Below are 18,676 nucleotides of genomic sequence, written 5' to 3'. Positions count from 1 at the left end.
AGTAAAGTGGGTCGATTTAGTTCATCGTCGTATGGACATCGCATTCGATGGTGGGAAAACACCCGGTCCCACTTTCGCTCCTCAGCTCTCATCGGAGGACGTGAATATGGATTTGACCATGTGTGGACTCCACGTTACCCGAGCCGAAGAGCTCGTTCGCCTCTACGATACGTATGGGAACTGGAACGATGTCAAGCAGGTTTGGTTCGAAAATCGTCTTTCAAACCGTAGCACACGAGGGAGTGCGCAGAAGATATACCGAATTCTGACGTCGCGACTCAAGAACGCTCCACCGAGTCTTCCTAATCCCGGGTCGCTCCCGACAGTGTTTGATTCCTGTACGACTGCGCGTGACAAGGCACAGATACTCTATCTGTATTTGGCTGCCGATGATGCGCTCGTTCGTTATGTCATCCACGAATACGTCTCTCGATTTTCAGCGAGCAAACCGAACGCGCTCGATTTCTCGAACGAAGCCCTCACATCGATTCTCGATCAGTTAGAGTATGCTGACGGTACCTCGTTCGATTACGCTGATTCGACGATCGAACGCTGGTGTGAGGGATTCAGATCGGTTATGCGTGAAATCGGGGTTCTCGAAGACCAGCAGGCCATCGTTGGAGAAGTACCGTCAGTGGGAGATAGTCCGCTTCTCGTCGCGATGGGATACTCCTACGAAGAAGGCGGCGAACACTGGTTCACTTCTCCCAACGGCCTGCTCTACTTGTTCCAACCGAACGAGCGCTGGGCGGAGCTGTACGATAGAGCAGCCGACACGAACGCGTGGGAATGGGTCGAACTACACGCACGTCATCAACTGCGGCCGTGTGAGAGGACGTATTCGTGGATCATTGGGGGTGCTAAGTCGTGATCGATACGAACTGGTTTGATGACTTACCAGAAGATTTCGAGGAGTCCGTGCGTATCGACCGGGAGCGACGCTCACAAGGCGGAAACCAACACCGAAAGGAAGCAATCGAGTCATACCACGTGACGGCTGATTCTCAGCGTTTCCTCGATGACTTCGTTGATCGATTACTTGACGAAGCGGAGGATATGCGGACGGGATCCAACTACTGGCTCTACGGATACTACGGAAGTGGAAAAAGCCACTTACTGACCGTTCTCGACGGATTGATGGATTCGGCGTGGCTCCAGTCTCGGCACCCTGAGGTTTGGAACGATCTCGTCTCCGATGAGTCGGTGGACAGCGAGCTTGGCGATCTCCATGAACGATGGGAACGAGTGCATGCTGCCTACCACGTCATTCCCGTCTCGGTGAACCTCCTGAAATATCAGGGACAGAAACAACGTAGCTTTAGTGAAATCGTTCTCCGACACGCCCATGGGAACCCGGTTCTGACGGGGGTAGACGACGACATCGCCACCGGATTGTCCTCCCAGCTTGACGTCGCGTACTTCGAAGATTGGTACCGAACGACCGAGGCATGGTCCGAACGACAACGACGAGCTGCATCAGTGGTCGAAGAAGTGACACCGAATGCACCGAAACATGACTGGGAGACAAACAGCTTGTGGACCGATATCCAGCAGTACGGCGCTTTGTCAGATGTCGTGCTTCCAGAGTTGTTCGAAGAAGTGACGGGGACACGGGACGGATATACGGATCTCAAGCCATCGGACATCGATCCTGAGGCAGTCATCAGTAGACTCGAATCACTCCGGCAAGCCCGTGAAGAGGCTCTGGACCAGCCAGTTAAACTTGTACTCTTGCTTGACGAAGTGAGTCTCTTCATCGGAACTAACTTCGAGCGGCTCACCGAACTCCAGACCCTCGCAGAGAACGTCGACGATATCGGAGGGGGTGCCATTCAGCTGATCGCAACTGCACAGGCGAAAATCGAGGACGTACAACCGAAATTCGCAGCGCATGGCGCTGACTTCAGTATCGTCAAAGACCGGTTCCCTCACCGGTATCCGCTCCCGAGCAAGCACGTCGGTGACATCGCCAAACGACGGCTCTTCCAGAAATCAGATTCTGGTGAACGTGCGGTCCGGCAGATTCTCGATGGCGCTGCCGTAAAACCGCCCGAATCGCTCGTCTACAACGAGATCAAGCAGAACACGAAGCCACGACTCGACGTTATCGACGACAAGAAACTCGTGGCGTTCTACCCATTCCTTCCGTATCACGCCCCACTGTTCCTCGAAATCCTATTTAACCTCCGTCGGGAGGCAAGTGACCCAGCGAAATCCATCTTCTCCGGAACGGCCCGAGCAATCCTCGCACTCATGCATGGATTGCTCGACGATTGGGTCGATGAGGGTAAGGAAGACCAGATCATTTCACTGGTCGATTTCTACGAACTGATCGAGCCTGAGCTTCGTGAGGTTCTTCCCCAAGATGTGCGTGTCGTCGATGGAGACGACGAGACGACGGACATCGCAGACGAAGTAGATGCTGCAGAGAGCGATATCCAGGCGTTCGATCTCGATGTTGCAAAGGCAGTGCTACTGCTCCAGCACGTCCACGAGATCGTCCCTCTGAACGAAGGTAACATCGCGGTCGCAGTAATGTCCGACCTCAACGGCCAGTCGTGGATCAGCACGACCAATCGCGTCGAGGAATCGTTAGATCGCCTTCAGAAGTTCATCCGTCCGACACGGGATGAGAGCGGCCCTCGTTATCGGTTTGCGACACAAGAAGAGCGCCTCATCTACGATGACACCGAAAAGAACGAAACTAATCCAGACTGGGACGACATCATCGAAACATTAGATGAACATCTCTGGGACCGGATCACTCAAGATTTGTCGCTTCCAAAGTCCGTTCCCTACGGTGACTACGGCGACGAGTACCCCATCACATATCACTTTGGACTCGATGGAACTGACTTTGCGAGCACTGTCGAAACTGAGGGCGGTTTAGACATCGATGTCGTCATACACGGTGTTCGCCCGGATGCATCCCCGGACCAGACTGATGAAAACACCCTCTATTGGGAGATCGATACGGAGGGGTTACAGGATCTACGCACGCGCCTGATCGAATGGTGGGCGCTACGCGACGCGATCGCGATACACGATACGCCACCAGCCGTCGAACGAGATCTCCAACAGCGCGCGAACGCCGTTCGTAGTAAGCTGACGAGTGCGATGATGAGTGGTTCACACTCCGTGAAAGACCGCACGGAGATCGGTGGGCTTTCCAAAGCAGTCGCAGTCGCAGTCGCAGTCGCATACCCCGACGACTTCCATCCGATGATGCTCCAAGTCAATGAGAGTCGACTGCAAGAGCTACGTGAACTCGACAGTGATCAGCCCCTACCTGGATGGGCTCGGACCATCCAGGTCCCCTCCTCGAACCAAGACGCGAATCAGGGGCAACAAACGATCCAACGAAACGTGCTGTCGCTCACCGGTCGACAGCTGAAAGATCAGGACGAAGGGCTCAACATGAACACCATCCTTGACTGCATCACTGAACGAAAGCCGTTCTACGCGGAGACACGACCCGCCCTGTGCGCGCTACTTTGGGGATTCTGTCGAACGGGTCGGCTGCTACCCATCGACGAAGGGGGAAACACGCTGGAAGACGACGCCGTGCTCGATCTCGACGACCTGTCGACGACGCGGTTGAAACTGCTCCCGCGAAAACCGCTGGGAAAGCTTCTGGAAGAGGGCGGATTCAAAGAGACGACCGAAACGATCACAGATGGACTCATCAATCTCCAAGAGACCAATCAGCGTATCGACTCGAAGCTAACCGGACTGTACGAAGACGTAACGTTAGTCATGGATACCGACGTTCGAACGGGCGAGGTCACGGACTTGCTTGAGGCGTTCGTCGATACTCTCGTCGAACGGATCGAAGCCACTGACGAACGACTCGCCATCGTGAAATCACAAGGGGATGGTATCGAAGACGTCATCGACCAAACGAACGAGATCCAAGAATGGATCGAGGACGTCACTGACGTCTGGAATCGGCGGATATCGACGCTCTATCGCCTCGATGCACTACTGACGTTCGGAGACAGCCAGTTCGACTGGATCGACGAGAAAGCCCGGAAAGCGATCGGTTCGCGCTCAACCGACGTTTCGTCCTTTGACGGCAGATGGTGGACGACCGACGGGTGGCACACGTTTTCTGGAAAGCTCGTCCCTGATCTGGCTTCCGAACTCGAACGGTGCTGGGAGACGTTCGTCAACGAACGGGACCTGCGAACTCTGATCGATCGAATCGAGCGACACCCATGGATCGTTCCGGCAACGGAGCTCCCGGCCGGTGTCCACAGTACGTTTGAAAGTGAGTATATCACGCCGCTGCGCCGCCTTCAGCAATGGTTCCAAACGATCGAAGACGCAGTCGTGATGTTCGCCACTGATGCAGATACAGAGGAACTTATCAAGATTACAGACGCCGTGGCACAGCGGAGACCACTATCCGACGCTGTCGATGAGCTAGACGAGCTGAGATCTCGGTTCGATCGACTGTCGTCGATCGTTGGCGATCGAACGCCCGACGATGTCGATCAAATCGGTGCTGTCCCTGCGGATCGTCAGAATCTGAACCGTCGTTTGGAGCGCCTCGTGGAGCAAAAAGAGCTCGAAATAAAAGAAGCTGATCAGGGGGTGGTTATTCGATGAGTCAAGGGAGTTCGTCGCCGTATCGTGAATTCAAAGAGAAGCTCCGTACGTTCGCTAACGGACAACACGGGATTCGCAACCCGTTCGTCATCGCTGCTGTCGATCCGACGGTCGAACACCAAACCGCTGATCGGCTCGAAACATGGGCTGATGGTCTCATCGAGTCACCGGAAACACCAGATGATATGACCGTTCAACCGATCTGGCTCGACGAGTTACTTCCCATGACCGACGTGTACAAACTCCTCGTCGATCTAGGAACACCGTTGACTGGTCTCGATGACGATGTATCCGCTGGTGAGCGGATCGAGGAAACGATGCAGGACCAACTAGCAGAAGAACTCGTTCAGTTGCTAATCGAAGACGAGGTCTGTAAGAAACGTTTAGAAACGCAGAGCCACGTCGTGTTACTGCTCAATCTCGGCAGTCTTTATCCGTTCACGCGCGCATCAGAGCTCCTCGACGAACTCGATCGACGGAACGTCAAATCAACCATCGGTATTCCGTTTCCCGGTGACGTCGTCGGTGGGAAATTGAGCTTCTTCGGTGGCAAATCGCGACACTACTATCCAGCGCATCAGATTGACGGCCAGATCCGGGAGGTGCATCTCCAACGATGACTATCGGGAATCTCTTTCACAGCGATCCCACGCGGCAACTCGAAGAAGTACAGAAGGTCAATGCGCGTGAGCGTGCCGAGACCGACGTCAGGGAGTTCTATGAGACGGACAGCGCCAAGCAAATACTCGAAAAACTCGGTGACGTCATTCAAACCCATCCAACTGAGGGTGTCCGGTTTCTCTACATCCACGCGACGTTCGGTTCGGGGAAGACCCACCTCCTGAAACTGGTCGGGCTCGTCACTGACGACGAATCTGACGTTGCCTTTCTCGGTGATCGGCTCGCCGAGCAATGGTCCGGGTTCGACGAGCTCCAACGTTGTATCACTGATTCTCACGTCGATCGCCTCAAACCAGTCTTCCTCAACTTGCTCGACCGAGACGCATCGAAAGAACCACCGTTGCCGTTTCTGATCTATGAGGCGATCGGTCGTGAATTCGGATACCCGACAGATCCGAACTGGCTGCTCGAATGGGCCTGGACGCTCGACATGGCGTATGACAGCGTCTGGGATGCACTCCAGAAGATCGAACACGACGGGAAGACGTTCGATGAAGTGCTTGACGAACGTGCCCCGCTTCGTAGTTGGCTCTACGACGCACTGCCAGCAATGGCAGAGACGTCGGGAACGGACCTCGACACCCGCTCGGGCGTGAAAGCGTCGATCGAGGCAGCAGAAAGCGAAGTCAAGCCGAAGGCGTTCTCTACCGACGAACTAGTCGCTCGCGTTGAGACAGCGACCAGAGCCCTGAACGGTGGAAGCAAACGAACCGAGTTACTCCTGGGTCTCGATGAGGTTGCGCTGTTCGTCGGTGATAGCCGGTATCGATACAGAGAGTTCGAGGAGACGATGGAGGCGCTTCAGCGCGGCCCCAACCCCGTCGTCGTTACCACCGGACAGTACTCGCTCCCGGACACCCGAGAGAATCTCATCGGCGAGCCGCCGAAAGATCATTGGACTGAACAGCAAGTTCTGCTCGAGGGTGCTGACACCGAGATCATCGTCCGGAAGCGATGGCTCCATAAGTCGCCATCGGCAGGCCAAGACCGCGTCGAGTCGCTGGTGGTATCGATGCCGGATCTCTCGCTCGATACGTACGCACCGGTGATGAGTGCGGCTCCCGATCCGGTCGAGGCCTATCCGTTCCGTGAGTACGATCTCTCGCTACTGCGTGCAGTGATGCAGGAACTCATCACGCAGGGGCGCACGACCGACCGAGACTACATTCAGGGCCGAGCATTGCTTGTTCTGGTTCGGTCGCTGTTTACCACGTTTGGGTGGGCTTCGAAAGACGAGGGATCACTCGTCACGTGGGACGTCCTATTCGATCTGCTGGTCGAGGAGACGACGTATCTGCCGCTATGGGTACAGGAGATGATCGACAACACGTTGATCCCGACCTTCGACGATGAAGACGCTTGGGAGGTACGCCTCTCGAAAGCGCTGTATCTACTGAATCAGACGCCTGCTGTCCCCTCGACTCCGGAGAACCTCGGCCGTCTGATGGTCGACGATGTCGCTGCGTCGGTCGAGGAGGTCGTCGAGCGAACCGAGTCGGGTCTGGACACCCTCGTCAAAAAGCAGAAGGTACTCACTGAGACGAACGATAAGGATGATGAGGTGTACACGCTCGTCTCTGAAGAGCAAGAGAGCATTCTCAGTCGGGCACAGGATGAGGCGGCGAAGATCTCTCCACACCAACTGTCGGCATGGATAGAGACACGGGTGCGCGAGAACGACGAGTTCCTCCGGAGCGACGGCAGCCGTCACGAGGTCGACGTCGGCAACGAACGACACGTTCCACTCCGATACGACTACTCGATCCTTGAGCCGGTCGACCGAGCGCCGTCACCGGAGTACGACGCACTTCGAGTTCGAATCCTCGCCAACGATTCCGCCACCGTCTCCGAGCAGATCCAGACGTGGCAGGAAGTGAACGACGGCCGTGATGGTGGCGAACACATCCTCATCACGATCGACGTGCCCGAGACGATGCTTGAGCGGATTCAGAACGTCATCGGGATGGGTCAGGTTCTAGAGGAAGAGACGGAGTCCCACAAGGAACTCGAACGTGAGCACCGAACCGACAAACGCCGTCTCGAATCGTCGGTGACTGAGGTCCTCGAAGATGCATCCGTGTATACGGTTCACGAACATCGGGGAGTGCGCTCCAGCGTGCTTGACGACGTCGTTACGGACCAAATCGACGCGGTGTTCGGCGCAACTCGGAGGACGCTTTCGCGCTCTCTCCGCGAAGTTGACGACGCGAAGGCGATAGCGAAATTCTTCCGGGGGAGTGGTGAGTGGCCGCTGTCGGATGCAGACGCCGCCATGCTCGGTATCGACGTCACCAGTGCAGAGCTCACTGATACCGGCTGGTGTCGCGAGTTCATCGAGGTGTACGAGTCACAGCTGTCGGTGGACGTCGAGACGCTGCTCCGACAAGCCCGGACTGCGAGCGGTGACTATCGCGGCACGCCCCAAGAATCGATCGCCGCTCTCCTTATCACGCTTGCGACGTCCAATAAACCGGTTGCGCTCAAACAGGATACGGAGTACGTAACCGACCCTGCTGCAATCGGCCGCCAGGTGCGGACCAAAGGCGGGTTGACGTCGCTTCAAGTTCGGTTCGGCGTCGAAATAATCGACCCGAAGACGGTAACTGCACTCGTCACGGCGGTGCTCGGTGACGAACCGGCAGGAGAGGGACCGGACGAGTGGCTGGCGGAACTCGGACAGTGGATCGATGAGAACAGCGTAACCGTCAAACGGACGTTGAAGGCAGCTACTAGGGAGTTCGACGTATCTCTCGACGCGTTCGAAACCACGATCGAGCCAGCGCTCAGTGGCGAGGAGCTATCGACGTCCGACTTGGGAGGCGAAAACGACCTCCAAGCGGTGCTCGAAGCGGCCGAAACGTTCGCTGATGCCCGCGAACTCTTCGGGGTAGATGACTCTGGGATGTCACTTTGGGGGCGCTTCACCGACAAGCTGGACACGATGACGGCGTGCTATCCGAACGCGTCGATTACTGCCAGTATGCGAGCGACAGCGGATAGTAACACCGTACCTACCGTTGCAACCGTCGAAGCTCGGATTCAAGATGCCGAGAGCCATCGCGTCGACGTAGTCTCAACACAGTACCGACGTGTCACGGGAGACACCATCACCGCGTCTGATCCTGTTAGTGTCTGTGAAGAGCTTACGGCGTGGGTGCAGTCGAACGAAAACGTCGTCCGAGGCATTCTCGATTCGGCCACGGTCAAGTTCGATGATATCGCCCTTGACGATCTCGAAAGGCTGTTCGAGACGGTTTGGAACGGTGAACATCTGGCGGAAAGTGACATCGTCAATACCCTCATCGTTCAGCAGGCCAAGATGTATGACCACGTTCGTGCGCTGCTCGACGGTGATGTGAGTCTCTGGTCGAAGCTACAGGAGGCAGACCAGCGACTCCGGGCGGAACACCCTGAGTCGCCGACGACGGAGGCTGTCATGACAGCAGTTTCCGCCTCACGTCCGCCGACGGAACGGCGAGTGCGTCAGCTCATTCAGGAGGCCAAAGCGCCGAAGCCAGCAGACGCCGACGACGAGACGTGGCGCAGACTACAGGCTGTTGCTGAAGAATTACGTCAGGAACTTCCGAACGCTGCCGTCACCGACGACGTCACCGCAGTCGTCGACGCTGGTGACAGGCCGAGCGAAGAGCGGGTGGCCGAGCTTCTCTCGGAGTCGAAAGCGGTCCTGGATCGAATCAGGGGGGTGAAAGAGCGGCTTGACGCTCTCGATGATAACAGTATCGTACTGCTCGAAGACTGAGTACCCCTGTGGCTCGGTAGTGTTCAAGGGACTCACCGATCAGTTGGTGTGTTTCGATTCAGTGTTCATCCGTAGCCGATTGCCGACACGAGTTGTCAACGATCTTCGCTCGTCAAACGCCGTGTGGACGTGTGAACTACCGCGGAGCCGGGGGAAATAGGAGCTTTCCTGTCCCCGACAGCTCGCCTCACGACACGTAAGATACTGTGGTGTTCAAGAGCGACGCGCCTCAGTAACGCGAAAAGTGAAGCTTTCGCAGTTTTCAGTTGAACTCATCGCTATTCGGCAACATTAAAGGCAGTAGTACGGTTCGGACATAGCATACACGATTACCCCCCATGGAAAGCGATTCTCTCTCTCAACGGACGGCTCAGCTGGACAAAGAAGAACGCGAACATCTCGAAGCCGTGGTCACCGACATGCGCGAGCGCGTCGAGGACAACGTCGAGTTCCAGCTCACCCAACTGAGTCTCGACGACGCCCCCGACGATCCCGAGTCGCTCGATACGGAAGCCCACCAGCTCGTCGAAGCGATCGAGATAGAGGCGGTCGATGGAGACGACTGGAACGAGGCGTTCGAGGGGTACGTCACCGGCGTCGGCTACACGATCGTGAATCGACTGGCTGCGCTGCGCTGTATGGAGGTTCGGGAGTTCATCGACGAGGAGGTTACCGTTTTCAAGGAGAATGGCCTGACGCCGGCCGCAGAGACGCTCGTTCACGAGGAGTTCTTGCTGGAAGACGAAGCCATCCTCAAAGCGTATCACGACGCCTGTGACGAGTTAGCCGCGGAGATCGAGATCCTGTTCGACCGGGAGACGGCGTACAGCCAGATTGATCCAGACGATGACACGTTCGAGGAACTGTGTGGATTGCTCGATGAGATTCCCGATGAAGTGTGGCGGGCCGACGACGTGCTCGGATGGGTGTACGAATACTACAACCGTCCAGTAGTCGAGGCACTCGACGCAAAGAACACGCTCGAACCGGGAGACGTCGGTCCGGCGAACCAGTTTTACACGCCACATTGGGTGGTGCGAATGCTCGCTGATAATTCGCTCGGGAAGCTCTATCTCGAAGCGACCGGGAAGGAATCTTCCATTCCTGCGCCCGCAGAACTCTCACCGGACGAACGGAAAGAACGCCTCGTTACGCCAGAGGATGCGCCTGACGTGCCGTCGCTCTGTACGTATCTTATTCCCGATGAGGACGAACAGCAAGCGCCATCGTTCGACCATCCACGGGAATTGCGCGTCATCGATCCGGCGTGTGGGAGTGGTCACTTCCTGCTGTATGCATTCGATATTCTCGAGCGCATCTGGTGGGCCGAGACCGATCTGGATCGAGGAGAGATCCCAGCGAAGGTACTGGAGCACAACCTGTATGGCGTCGACATCGACCTCCGTTCCTGTCAGCTGTCGGCGTTCAACCTGTATCTGAAGGCTCGCACGCGGGCGGAAGCTGCGGGCAACGATGCGTTCGAGATGCCGAATCTGGGGGTCGTCTGTGCCGACGCTCGGGTGGCCGAGGTCGAGGCAGCCGTCGATGTCTTAGATGAGATCACCGGCGACGGGACGGACGTACGTGAGGCGCTCGACAGCGTTATCGAGGAGTTCCAGACCACAGAGGCGCTCGGGAGCCTACTCGACGTGCAGGGCGCGCTCGCGGATGCGTTCATGGACGAACAGACGGACGTGCTGGAGTGGGGCGGCGAAGGGCCACACACGCTGAACCAGTTCCTCCGGACGCTCGAACACCGTGTCGAAGAACGCACGTCGGACTCGTTCGGTGAACAGAACCTCCGGAGCTTTCTGCATCTGCTGGTGGTGTTGACGCAGGATTACGATGTCGCGCTGATGAACCCGCCGTACGGGTCTGGTGGTCGGATGCCTGACAACGTGCAAGGCTACGTCGAAGACCACTACGACTATACGACGGAATACTACATCAACTTCTTCGAGGCCTGTGATCGATTGGTGAGGGCGAACGGTCGGATCGGGATGCTCGTCCCGTGGTCGTTCATGTTCAACAAGTCGTTCCAGAACTTCCGTGAGGACTTCGTTGGGGGTCGTGGAGCATTCGACTTCTTCTCGGAGTTCGGGTACGATATTCTCGATAACGCAACCGTCGGTACAGTTGGCACTGTAGTTCGGTCGGAGATCGAGAGTGGACAAACTGGAACGTTCATTCGGCTTCCAGATGTGTCGAAGGCCGAGAAAGAACGGACATTCCTCAGTGCCGCATTTGTGGATTCAGTAGATAACGGTGTTCAACGGAAATATATGATTGACTTATCAAATTTACAATCAATCCCAGCAACGCCCTTATCCTATTGGGTGCCTCAGAATCTCCGATCTCTGTTTGAGACGGAAGCACATTTAGACGCAGAAACCGGAGGGGTAGACGGCAAAAGCGTTGGTGTAGCAGCGTCAGGACTATGCACAGGAGATGACGAACGCTTCTTACGAAATTTCTGGGAGTCTGACGATAATGGTAACTGGGTTCCATTCGCTAAGGGAGGAGAGGATGCGTGGATTCTGCCAAGAGTAAAACTAGTTGTAAACTGGGACCCCCGTCATCTCAAAAGCCAAGTCGGTGCACGAGTTCAGAATACAGGATACTACTTTAGTGAAGCTCTGACTTGGACGATGTCAAAACGAAGCGGACGAAGGTTTGGTTACCTCCACGAAAGTTCGATATTTGGTCATATGGGATCTGTATATATTCCCAACAAACATACTTGGGCCACACTATCGTACCTAAATAGCCATCTATTCACATATTTAATGTTATCTCAGACATCCGAACGGAACTGGTATGTTGGATTAGTCTCTCGAATATCATGGATCCCAAATCTTGGGGCCTCAGATGAACTCGAAACGCTTTCGAAAGAAGCAGTCAGTCACCTCATCTCCAAACGCCAGTACGATTTCGTCTCACCGCACTACGACGGTCCTGTACTCCTCGATGTCCTCGGTGTCAATGACTCCCTTCCTCAATACGACCATCCTCACCGGGAACTGCGAGAGGATCTCACGCTAGATGGTCCACCGAAGACCGTCGACCCATCAGCTACTCTCGAAGAACTCGGTATTGCAGCAGCCACACACCTCGAACGCATCGAGGATGAACTCCAGTCCTGTGCGGACGCGATCGACGAGGCGGTGTTCGACTGCTTCGACATCACCGAGGAGCAACGCGAGACCATCCTCCAAGAGATCGCGCTCCGTACCATCGAAGATCCCCGAGAACGCGAGGAATACGATCCCGAAGCGATCACCGAGCCCCCTGATGACTTCCCGGCGATGGTGAAGGACCTCCTGCTCCACTTGACACTCCGCATCGTCCACGAGGACGACGACGGGATCGTGCCGCTCACTGAGAGCGACGAGGAAGCCACGCTTCTCACCCGCATCGAAGGCGAATTCGAACGAATATTCGGCGACCACGCCGACGCCCGACTCGCGGAAGTCGATCAGCTTCTCGGAAGCAAATCAGCCGACGAGGAGGCGTACCCGAACCTTCGGGAGTGGCTCGAACGCGACCTCTTCAACTACCACGTCTCGACGTTCGACCGCACGCCGATCCTCTGGCGGTTGACGACCGAGCGCCTCGTCTCCGATCCGGAAGGCGAGGGCTTTGGCTGTCTCATCGACTACCACCAGCTCGATGCGAACGTTTTCGATCGACTCCAAAACCGCTACCTCGAGCCGCGAAAGGCGCAGCTCCGAGAACGCCGGAGCGCAGCCAACCGGCGTCGGGGCGACGACTCCCTCTCAGCCTCCGAACAGGCATCGGCTGCGGAAGAATACACCCGCTGTGAGAGCGGACTCGAACAGATCGACGTGTTCGAAGACCGGCTGGCCGACCTCGCACAGCCTGTTGCCCGAGACTGGCCCGAGGAAAACCGGACACTCGCTGCGACAACAGCCCAACAGGTTGCTGACTTCCGTGAACGGACGGCCACCAGACTGAACGCACTTGAAGCACTCGCCGGGCTCGACGACACAGACATGGGAGACCTGTTCAGTCCTACCTTCTACGAGACCGTACAGGAAAATCGAGACGAGTGGCTGGCTGCCCTTGACGACTTGAAAACCGCCTTCGAGTCCTACGCGGAGGATGGATCCGAACCGATCGAGGCCCACCTGTACGATCTCTTCGAGTACTACCACGATCTGATCGGCTCTGCACACTACGCGAGCAACGGCGTTCTGTTTATGACCTACTACTTCGATAAGTTTGAGGACCCCGGACAGACACAGATCGGCGACGGCGGCGGCTCCGAACGCCAGCGGCTCCTCTCCGAGCTGGCGAGCGATCTCGATGACTACCAAGAGCTTTCCGAGGAGATCGCGGCCGCCTGTGAGGAGATCACAGCCGACATCTCCTCGGAGTGGTCCGACCGCGCACTTTCCGAGATCACGACTGCCGGCTACCAGCCCAACCGCAAACACGGCGTCGAAATCAACATCACACCGCTTGCCGACGCCGAGATCGTCTCCAAGACTGTCGAGAACAACGTCCTGTAACTGTAACCATGCCCGCAACCAAAACCCTGCCACAGTGCGCTGAAGACGCCATCGAAACCGCCATCGACGAAGCGACTGACGACGATCCGACCGTTCTCTGGTGGGATGATGGCGGCTACCTTCGTGATATCGTCGAGCGTGTGAGCCATTCGCTGGGTTGTGAGTTCCACGCCGCCGAACAGACACCGTTGGAGCTACGCACTGAACCGCCCCGTGGTCGAACTGTCTGGTACGTGCCCCACGCTGCAAGCGACGACACCGACTGGTTCAGAGACGTCGAGAACACCGGTGGCGTTATCGAGCTGCACATCGGGAAGCTCGCAACGCGCTGTTTCGGAAACGACCGCTTGCAGGCCACCTCGGTCCGGACGGCCTACGAGGATGCGGAGGCCGGCAAGCGCGAACACATCGCACAGACCCTCTTTCGAGAACTCAACGGCGACGGCGGCTTGCCGACGCTTCAGGGTCTCCAGACGAAGATCGTTCTCGATGGACACGATGATCCCGTGCAGTTCGTCCTCGAACACGGCGTCGAGAACCTCCCTGACGACACTGACGACCTGCTGAAGCTCCGTGACTTGCTGGTTGAAAAAGGCGTTGTGGCCGTCGAAGGACTCACTGCCGAGCAGGAAATCGTCGACCGCACGAGACGCTGGGCAGTCGCCGAGTGGCTCGTCGAAGAAGGGCTCGACAAATCGCGTCTCGACCCCGAATATCAGCCCGAACCAAGTTCTGGCCTTGGGATCTCCCGACCCGAACTCCAGTCGGTGTTGAGCAAGACCGAGCGCGCGGGAGAGCTAGCGCACGTTTACCTCAACCCCGACGCTCGCTTCTGGCACGATATCCTGCGTACATACGACGACCCATGGGAGCTGGCCGACTGTCCAGTCGATGCCTCCCTGGAACACGAGCTGTTCGAGCAGTGGACCCACTCCTTTTACAACGGAGCGTACGAGCTGTGTGCGAGCCGCGCAACCGAGCGCTACCAGCGCCTCGAAACGACGTACGGTGACGTTCCGTGGACGCATGTTTGGGAGCAGGCCGTGGAGGTCGCCAACCTCGCACATGAACTCGACACGTGGGACGAACGCGGCGATACCACTGACGTCGTCGATCTCTACGGTGACGTCGAGAACGGTACCTGGCAGATCGACGATGCGGTGTTCAAGCTGATCGTCTCGGGCTCCCCTGAGAAGGATCTCCCCGAGGAACATCCTGCGACGGGGATGCTCGACGATCTCCGCACATCGCTAGTGGAGTCGCGCTACCTCGAATACCTCCGCGACCTCGGGGAGCTCGTCGCCGATCAGATCGAGGCAGGATCGCCATTCGTTGGGGAGCACCACGCCCATCAGTTCTTCGCTTCGGAGCAAGAACACCTCAGGAGCGGTCAGAGCGTCGCGTTGTTCATCGTTGATGCGTTGCGGTTCGATCTCGCGCACGAACTGGCCGAGTCTATCCGTCGCGAGCTTCCAGGTCTCGAAGTCGATGAGAACGCTTGGGTCGGAGCGCTTCCATCGGATACCGCGTTTGGGAAGGCAGCGCTCACGCCGGGAAGCAAGTTCAGTTTCGCCATCGGCCTGGAAGACAGCAAGCTCGTCCCCGAGCGCAACGGTCGTACGATTACCAACTACCAGCGTGAGAAGTTGCTGAAAGACGACGGCTGGAGCTACATCATGCAAAGCGAGGACGATACGTCCGGTTGGAGCAACACGCGCGTCGCCTACTACTGGAACGATATCGACAAGGGAGGCGAAGAGGGACTGACCGACTTCGAAGAACTGTTCACCGACCGCATCAGGAAGATTTCGGATATCATCTGTGAGAAACTCGACCAAGGTGAGTGGGACCGCGCATACGTCCTCTCCGACCACGGATTCATCTCCCTCCCGAAACGCGTCGACATCGATGACATCCATCCGCCTGATTCAGCCGAGACGATCACCCGTCGGTGGATCGCTGGCGAGAACATCGATGAGAATGCACCCGGGGTTCTACTCGATGAGAACGCCCACCTCGGGTATCTCAATGACGATACGAAACTCAGCGTTCTCGCTGATCCGATTCAGCGCTTTCGCAACCGGGGACTCCCCAACGCTCGTTTCTATCATGGCGGGGTTCTTCCTCAGGAGTTCGTATTGAACTTCATCACAATCACACAGGAATGACTGCCATGAACGACTGTCATCAGCTTGCGTCCGGCGACGCGATCTACCTCAACGATACCCCTGCCGAGGTCATCAAGACGTGCTCGATTGGCGACCTCGATTACCTCCGGGCGTACGTCGAGAATACAGGTGTGAAGACCGTCTGTATCGACGATGTCGAAATCAAAGAAAAGACCAACCAACTCGATGAACTGACGCTGCCAGTAGCCGACCAGCTCCATCCCGATCACGAGATAGTTTCGGCTGAGTGGTTCGATCTGCGTTGTCAAGCGCTTCAACTTCAAATCGCTCACGAACAGGGACAGCTGTTGAGCATTTCGAACTCGCTGGTTCGACTCGAACCCTATCAGCTCGCCGCCGTTAACAGGGTGATGCAGAAACTACGCCAGCGCGCACTCATTGCCGACGATGTCGGGCTTGGAAAAACGATCGAGGCTGGCCTCATCCTCAAGGAGCTCACCGCACGGAACCGCGCCGACCGTGTCCTGTTCGTCGTACCGGCGCACCTCCAGAAGAAGTGGATCCGGGATATGAACCGCTTTTTCGACATCGATCTCACTCCAGCTGAGAGACAGTGGGTCGAAGGCGAGCACCGCCGGCTTGGAGAGGAGGCCAACATCTGGGAGCAAGATCACCAGCGGATGATCGGTAGCATGGCGTTTCTCCGACAGGACGAGTTTCAGTCCGCGCTTGCAGAGGCGTTCTGGGACGTCGTTATCGTCGATGAGGCACACAAAGCTGCCAAGAGAGGTGAGTCACCGAGTCAGACCTCGAAGATGGTCGAACGGGTCGCTGGGAACTCTGATTCACTGCTCCTGTTGAGCGCAACCCCCCACGACGGCAAAGGAGAGGCATTCCGGTCGCTGGTCGAGTATATCGATCCGTTTGTCGCCTCCGAAGATCAGGATCTGTCGAAAGAGACCGTCGACCGCGCGGTGATCCGTCGCGGCAAGCAGTCGATCTACGACGAGGACGGTGAGCGCATATTCCCGGATAGGGACGTCTCCACTGTTCCAGTCGAGATGACTCACGAAGAACGGCAGTTCTACCAGGCCGTCACCGACTACGTTCAGAACGTCTACAATCGGTCCGAGAAACTCAACGAACCTGCTGTTGGGTTCGCAATGGCACTCATGCAAAAGCGCCTCGTCAGCAGTATCGGCGCGATCAAAGCGACGCTCAGCCGTCGTTTGGGAGATCTTGTCGACGAACAGTCAACGAACAATCTCTCAGAAAAAGCAGTGGCATATCTTGACGGCGAGGATCTGGATGAAGATGACAAACAGCAGGCCGAGGAGGAGCTTTCATCACTCACGATCACGGAAAGCGATGCCCAACTCGAAGAGGAGATCCTGACACTCCGTGACCTCGTCTCGCTCGCCGAAGGAATTTCGGTCGACTCTAAGGCACAGCGGGTACGTCGCTACATCCAACAACTGCTTGCGGAACAGCCCGATGAGAAGCTCCTACTGTTCACTGAATACCGCGACACGCTTGATTATCTCCTCGACTTGGTGACAGACGAACCGTGGGCCGATGAGATCCTCACGATTCACGGTGATGTGAGCAAGGACGACCGCGCTCGTATCGAAGAAGAGTTCAATCACGGCCAGTCACGGCTGTTGTTCGCAACTGACGCCGCGAGTGAAGGCATCGATCTCCAGCATAGCTGTCACATCATGGTGAACTACGAACTGCCGTGGAATCCCAACCGACTCGAACAACGCATCGGACGAATTCACCGCTATGGACAGGACAAGGAGGTCAAGGTGTGGAACTTCTCGTTCGAAGATACCCGGGAGGGAGAGATATTTGAGATGCTTCAGGACAAGGTCGAGAGCATTCGAGGCACCCTCGGGAACACGGCCGATGTGCTTGGAATGCTCGACGACATTGACGTCGATTCGCTCATCATGACATCCATTCAGAACGGTGACCCTCCAACTGCTACCAGAGAAGAGCTGGAGGAACTGATCGATGAGCGCCAACGCACGCTTCAGGAGTGGTACGATCGAAGCCTCATCGATACCAGCACGTTCGACGAAAAGAGTCGGCGGAAGATTCAGGACGTCATAGACGAGTCCGAGGACATCTATGGGAGTGAAGCCGATATCCGGACGTTTTTCGAACGGGGGGTTTCTGCGCTAGATGGCGACATCGAGAAGGCCGGGAGTAATCTCTACCGGGCTACTCTTCCACAGTCGCTCCGAGCCGGATCTAGTGACGAGGAATACGGACCGTTCACCTTCGATCGTGAGTTCGCAATGGATCACGAAGAGATCGAATACGTTTCGCCGGATACCGAGGTAGTGCAGCGACTGATGCAGGAGGTACTCGATGGTGATCGTGGCGGCGTCGGCCTCAAGCTCCTTCCGTTCGTGGACACCCCTGGAATCACCTACAATTACCGACTCCGATTCGAGGATGGGACGGGGGAAGTGATCCACGAGGAGATGCACCCTGTGTTCGTCGATGCAACGCACGCCGACCCACAGCACCGTCTCGGACAGCGCATTGTCGAAGGGAGTTCGATAAAAGGGGCGCCGGATACAGAACAGGTTCGGACGCTGCTTCAGAAACGAGAGCAGTTGCAGACCGTGTCCGACCGATACATCAGCCAACGCATTGCAACGCTTCGAGCCGACCTTCAGGAGCGTCGACGGGATGAAACACGACACGAACTTGATAATCTGAAGGAGTATGCCCGGTCGGAGCGAAAACGCATCGAGCAGTTTATCGACGAATACGAACGGAAGGCAGCCACGGGGACGAACATGGATATCGCGATTCGGGGCCAGCGCGAGCGATTACACAAACTCGAGCAACGTATCGAGCGTCGGCGAGCGGACATTCATCGGAAAGCGCAGGTGATCTCGCTCGCGCCCGAAATCGAGAATCTCTGCTTTGTGCTTGCAGTGTAGTCG

Annotated in this window: 7 protein-coding genes; all 7 read left to right on the top strand. The window is 56.7% G+C overall.

The features are described from left to right. The first annotated feature begins 106 nt into the window (after positions 1–106). The 7 genes from MW046_RS14225 to MW046_RS14195 all read left to right on the top strand — a co-directional run bounded on the left by MW046_RS14225 (position 107) and on the right by MW046_RS14195 (position 18,673). The gene (locus MW046_RS14225) at positions 107–871 is read left to right on the top strand and encodes a BrxA family protein (protein WP_438268205.1); all 765 of its coding nucleotides are present in this window, start codon (positions 107–109) and stop codon (positions 869–871) included. Continuing rightward, positions 868–4,611: a hypothetical protein gene (locus tag MW046_RS14220; protein WP_247994826.1), complete on the top strand. Its 3,744-nt coding sequence runs from the start codon at positions 868–870 to the stop codon at positions 4,609–4,611. Before MW046_RS14225 ends, MW046_RS14220 begins: the two co-directional genes overlap by 4 nt. Continuing rightward, a complete protein-coding gene (locus tag MW046_RS14215; RefSeq protein WP_247994825.1) occupies positions 4,608–5,231 on the top strand; it encodes a BREX protein BrxB domain-containing protein in 624 nt (207 codons plus the stop codon). Before MW046_RS14220 ends, MW046_RS14215 begins: the two co-directional genes overlap by 4 nt. Further along, positions 5,228–9,052, top strand: coding sequence for a hypothetical protein (locus MW046_RS14210; RefSeq protein WP_247994824.1), 3,825 nt, complete (start codon positions 5,228–5,230; stop codon positions 9,050–9,052). Before MW046_RS14215 ends, MW046_RS14210 begins: the two co-directional genes overlap by 4 nt. A 338-nt stretch (positions 9,053–9,390) precedes the next feature. Then, positions 9,391–13,584: a BREX-5 system adenine-specific DNA-methyltransferase PglX gene (gene pglX / locus MW046_RS14205; RefSeq protein WP_247994823.1), complete on the top strand. Its 4,194-nt coding sequence runs from the start codon at positions 9,391–9,393 to the stop codon at positions 13,582–13,584. Between the two features lie 8 nt (positions 13,585–13,592). Next, positions 13,593–15,752 (top strand): BREX-5 system phosphatase PglZ, encoded by a 2,160-nt coding sequence (gene pglZ, locus MW046_RS14200; protein ID WP_247994822.1) that lies wholly within the window; start codon positions 13,593–13,595, stop codon positions 15,750–15,752. 5 nt (positions 15,753–15,757) lie between these two features. Next, a complete protein-coding gene (locus MW046_RS14195; protein ID WP_247994821.1) occupies positions 15,758–18,673 on the top strand; it encodes a helicase-related protein in 2,916 nt (971 codons plus the stop codon). Positions 18,674–18,676 lie beyond the last annotated feature (3 nt).

This window comes from Halocatena salina, from assembly GCF_023115355.1.
Classification (GTDB): domain Archaea; phylum Halobacteriota; class Halobacteria; order Halobacteriales; family Haloarculaceae; genus Halocatena; species Halocatena salina.
This window is presented reverse-complemented; position numbering and strand designations above follow the sequence as displayed.

Coding starts and splice junctions, on each gene's coding strand:
- pglX (WP_247994823.1), top strand. CDS start 9,391: ATGGAAAGCGATTCTCTCTCTCAACGGACGGCTCAGCTGGACAAAGAA.
- pglZ (WP_247994822.1), top strand. CDS start 13,593: ATGCCCGCAACCAAAACCCTGCCACAGTGCGCTGAAGACGCCATCGAA.
- MW046_RS14195 (WP_247994821.1), top strand. CDS start 15,758: ATGAACGACTGTCATCAGCTTGCGTCCGGCGACGCGATCTACCTCAAC.
- MW046_RS14210 (WP_247994824.1), top strand. CDS start 5,228: ATGACTATCGGGAATCTCTTTCACAGCGATCCCACGCGGCAACTCGAA.
- MW046_RS14225 (WP_438268205.1), top strand. CDS start 107: ATGGATTTGACCATGTGTGGACTCCACGTTACCCGAGCCGAAGAGCTC.
- MW046_RS14215 (WP_247994825.1), top strand. CDS start 4,608: ATGAGTCAAGGGAGTTCGTCGCCGTATCGTGAATTCAAAGAGAAGCTC.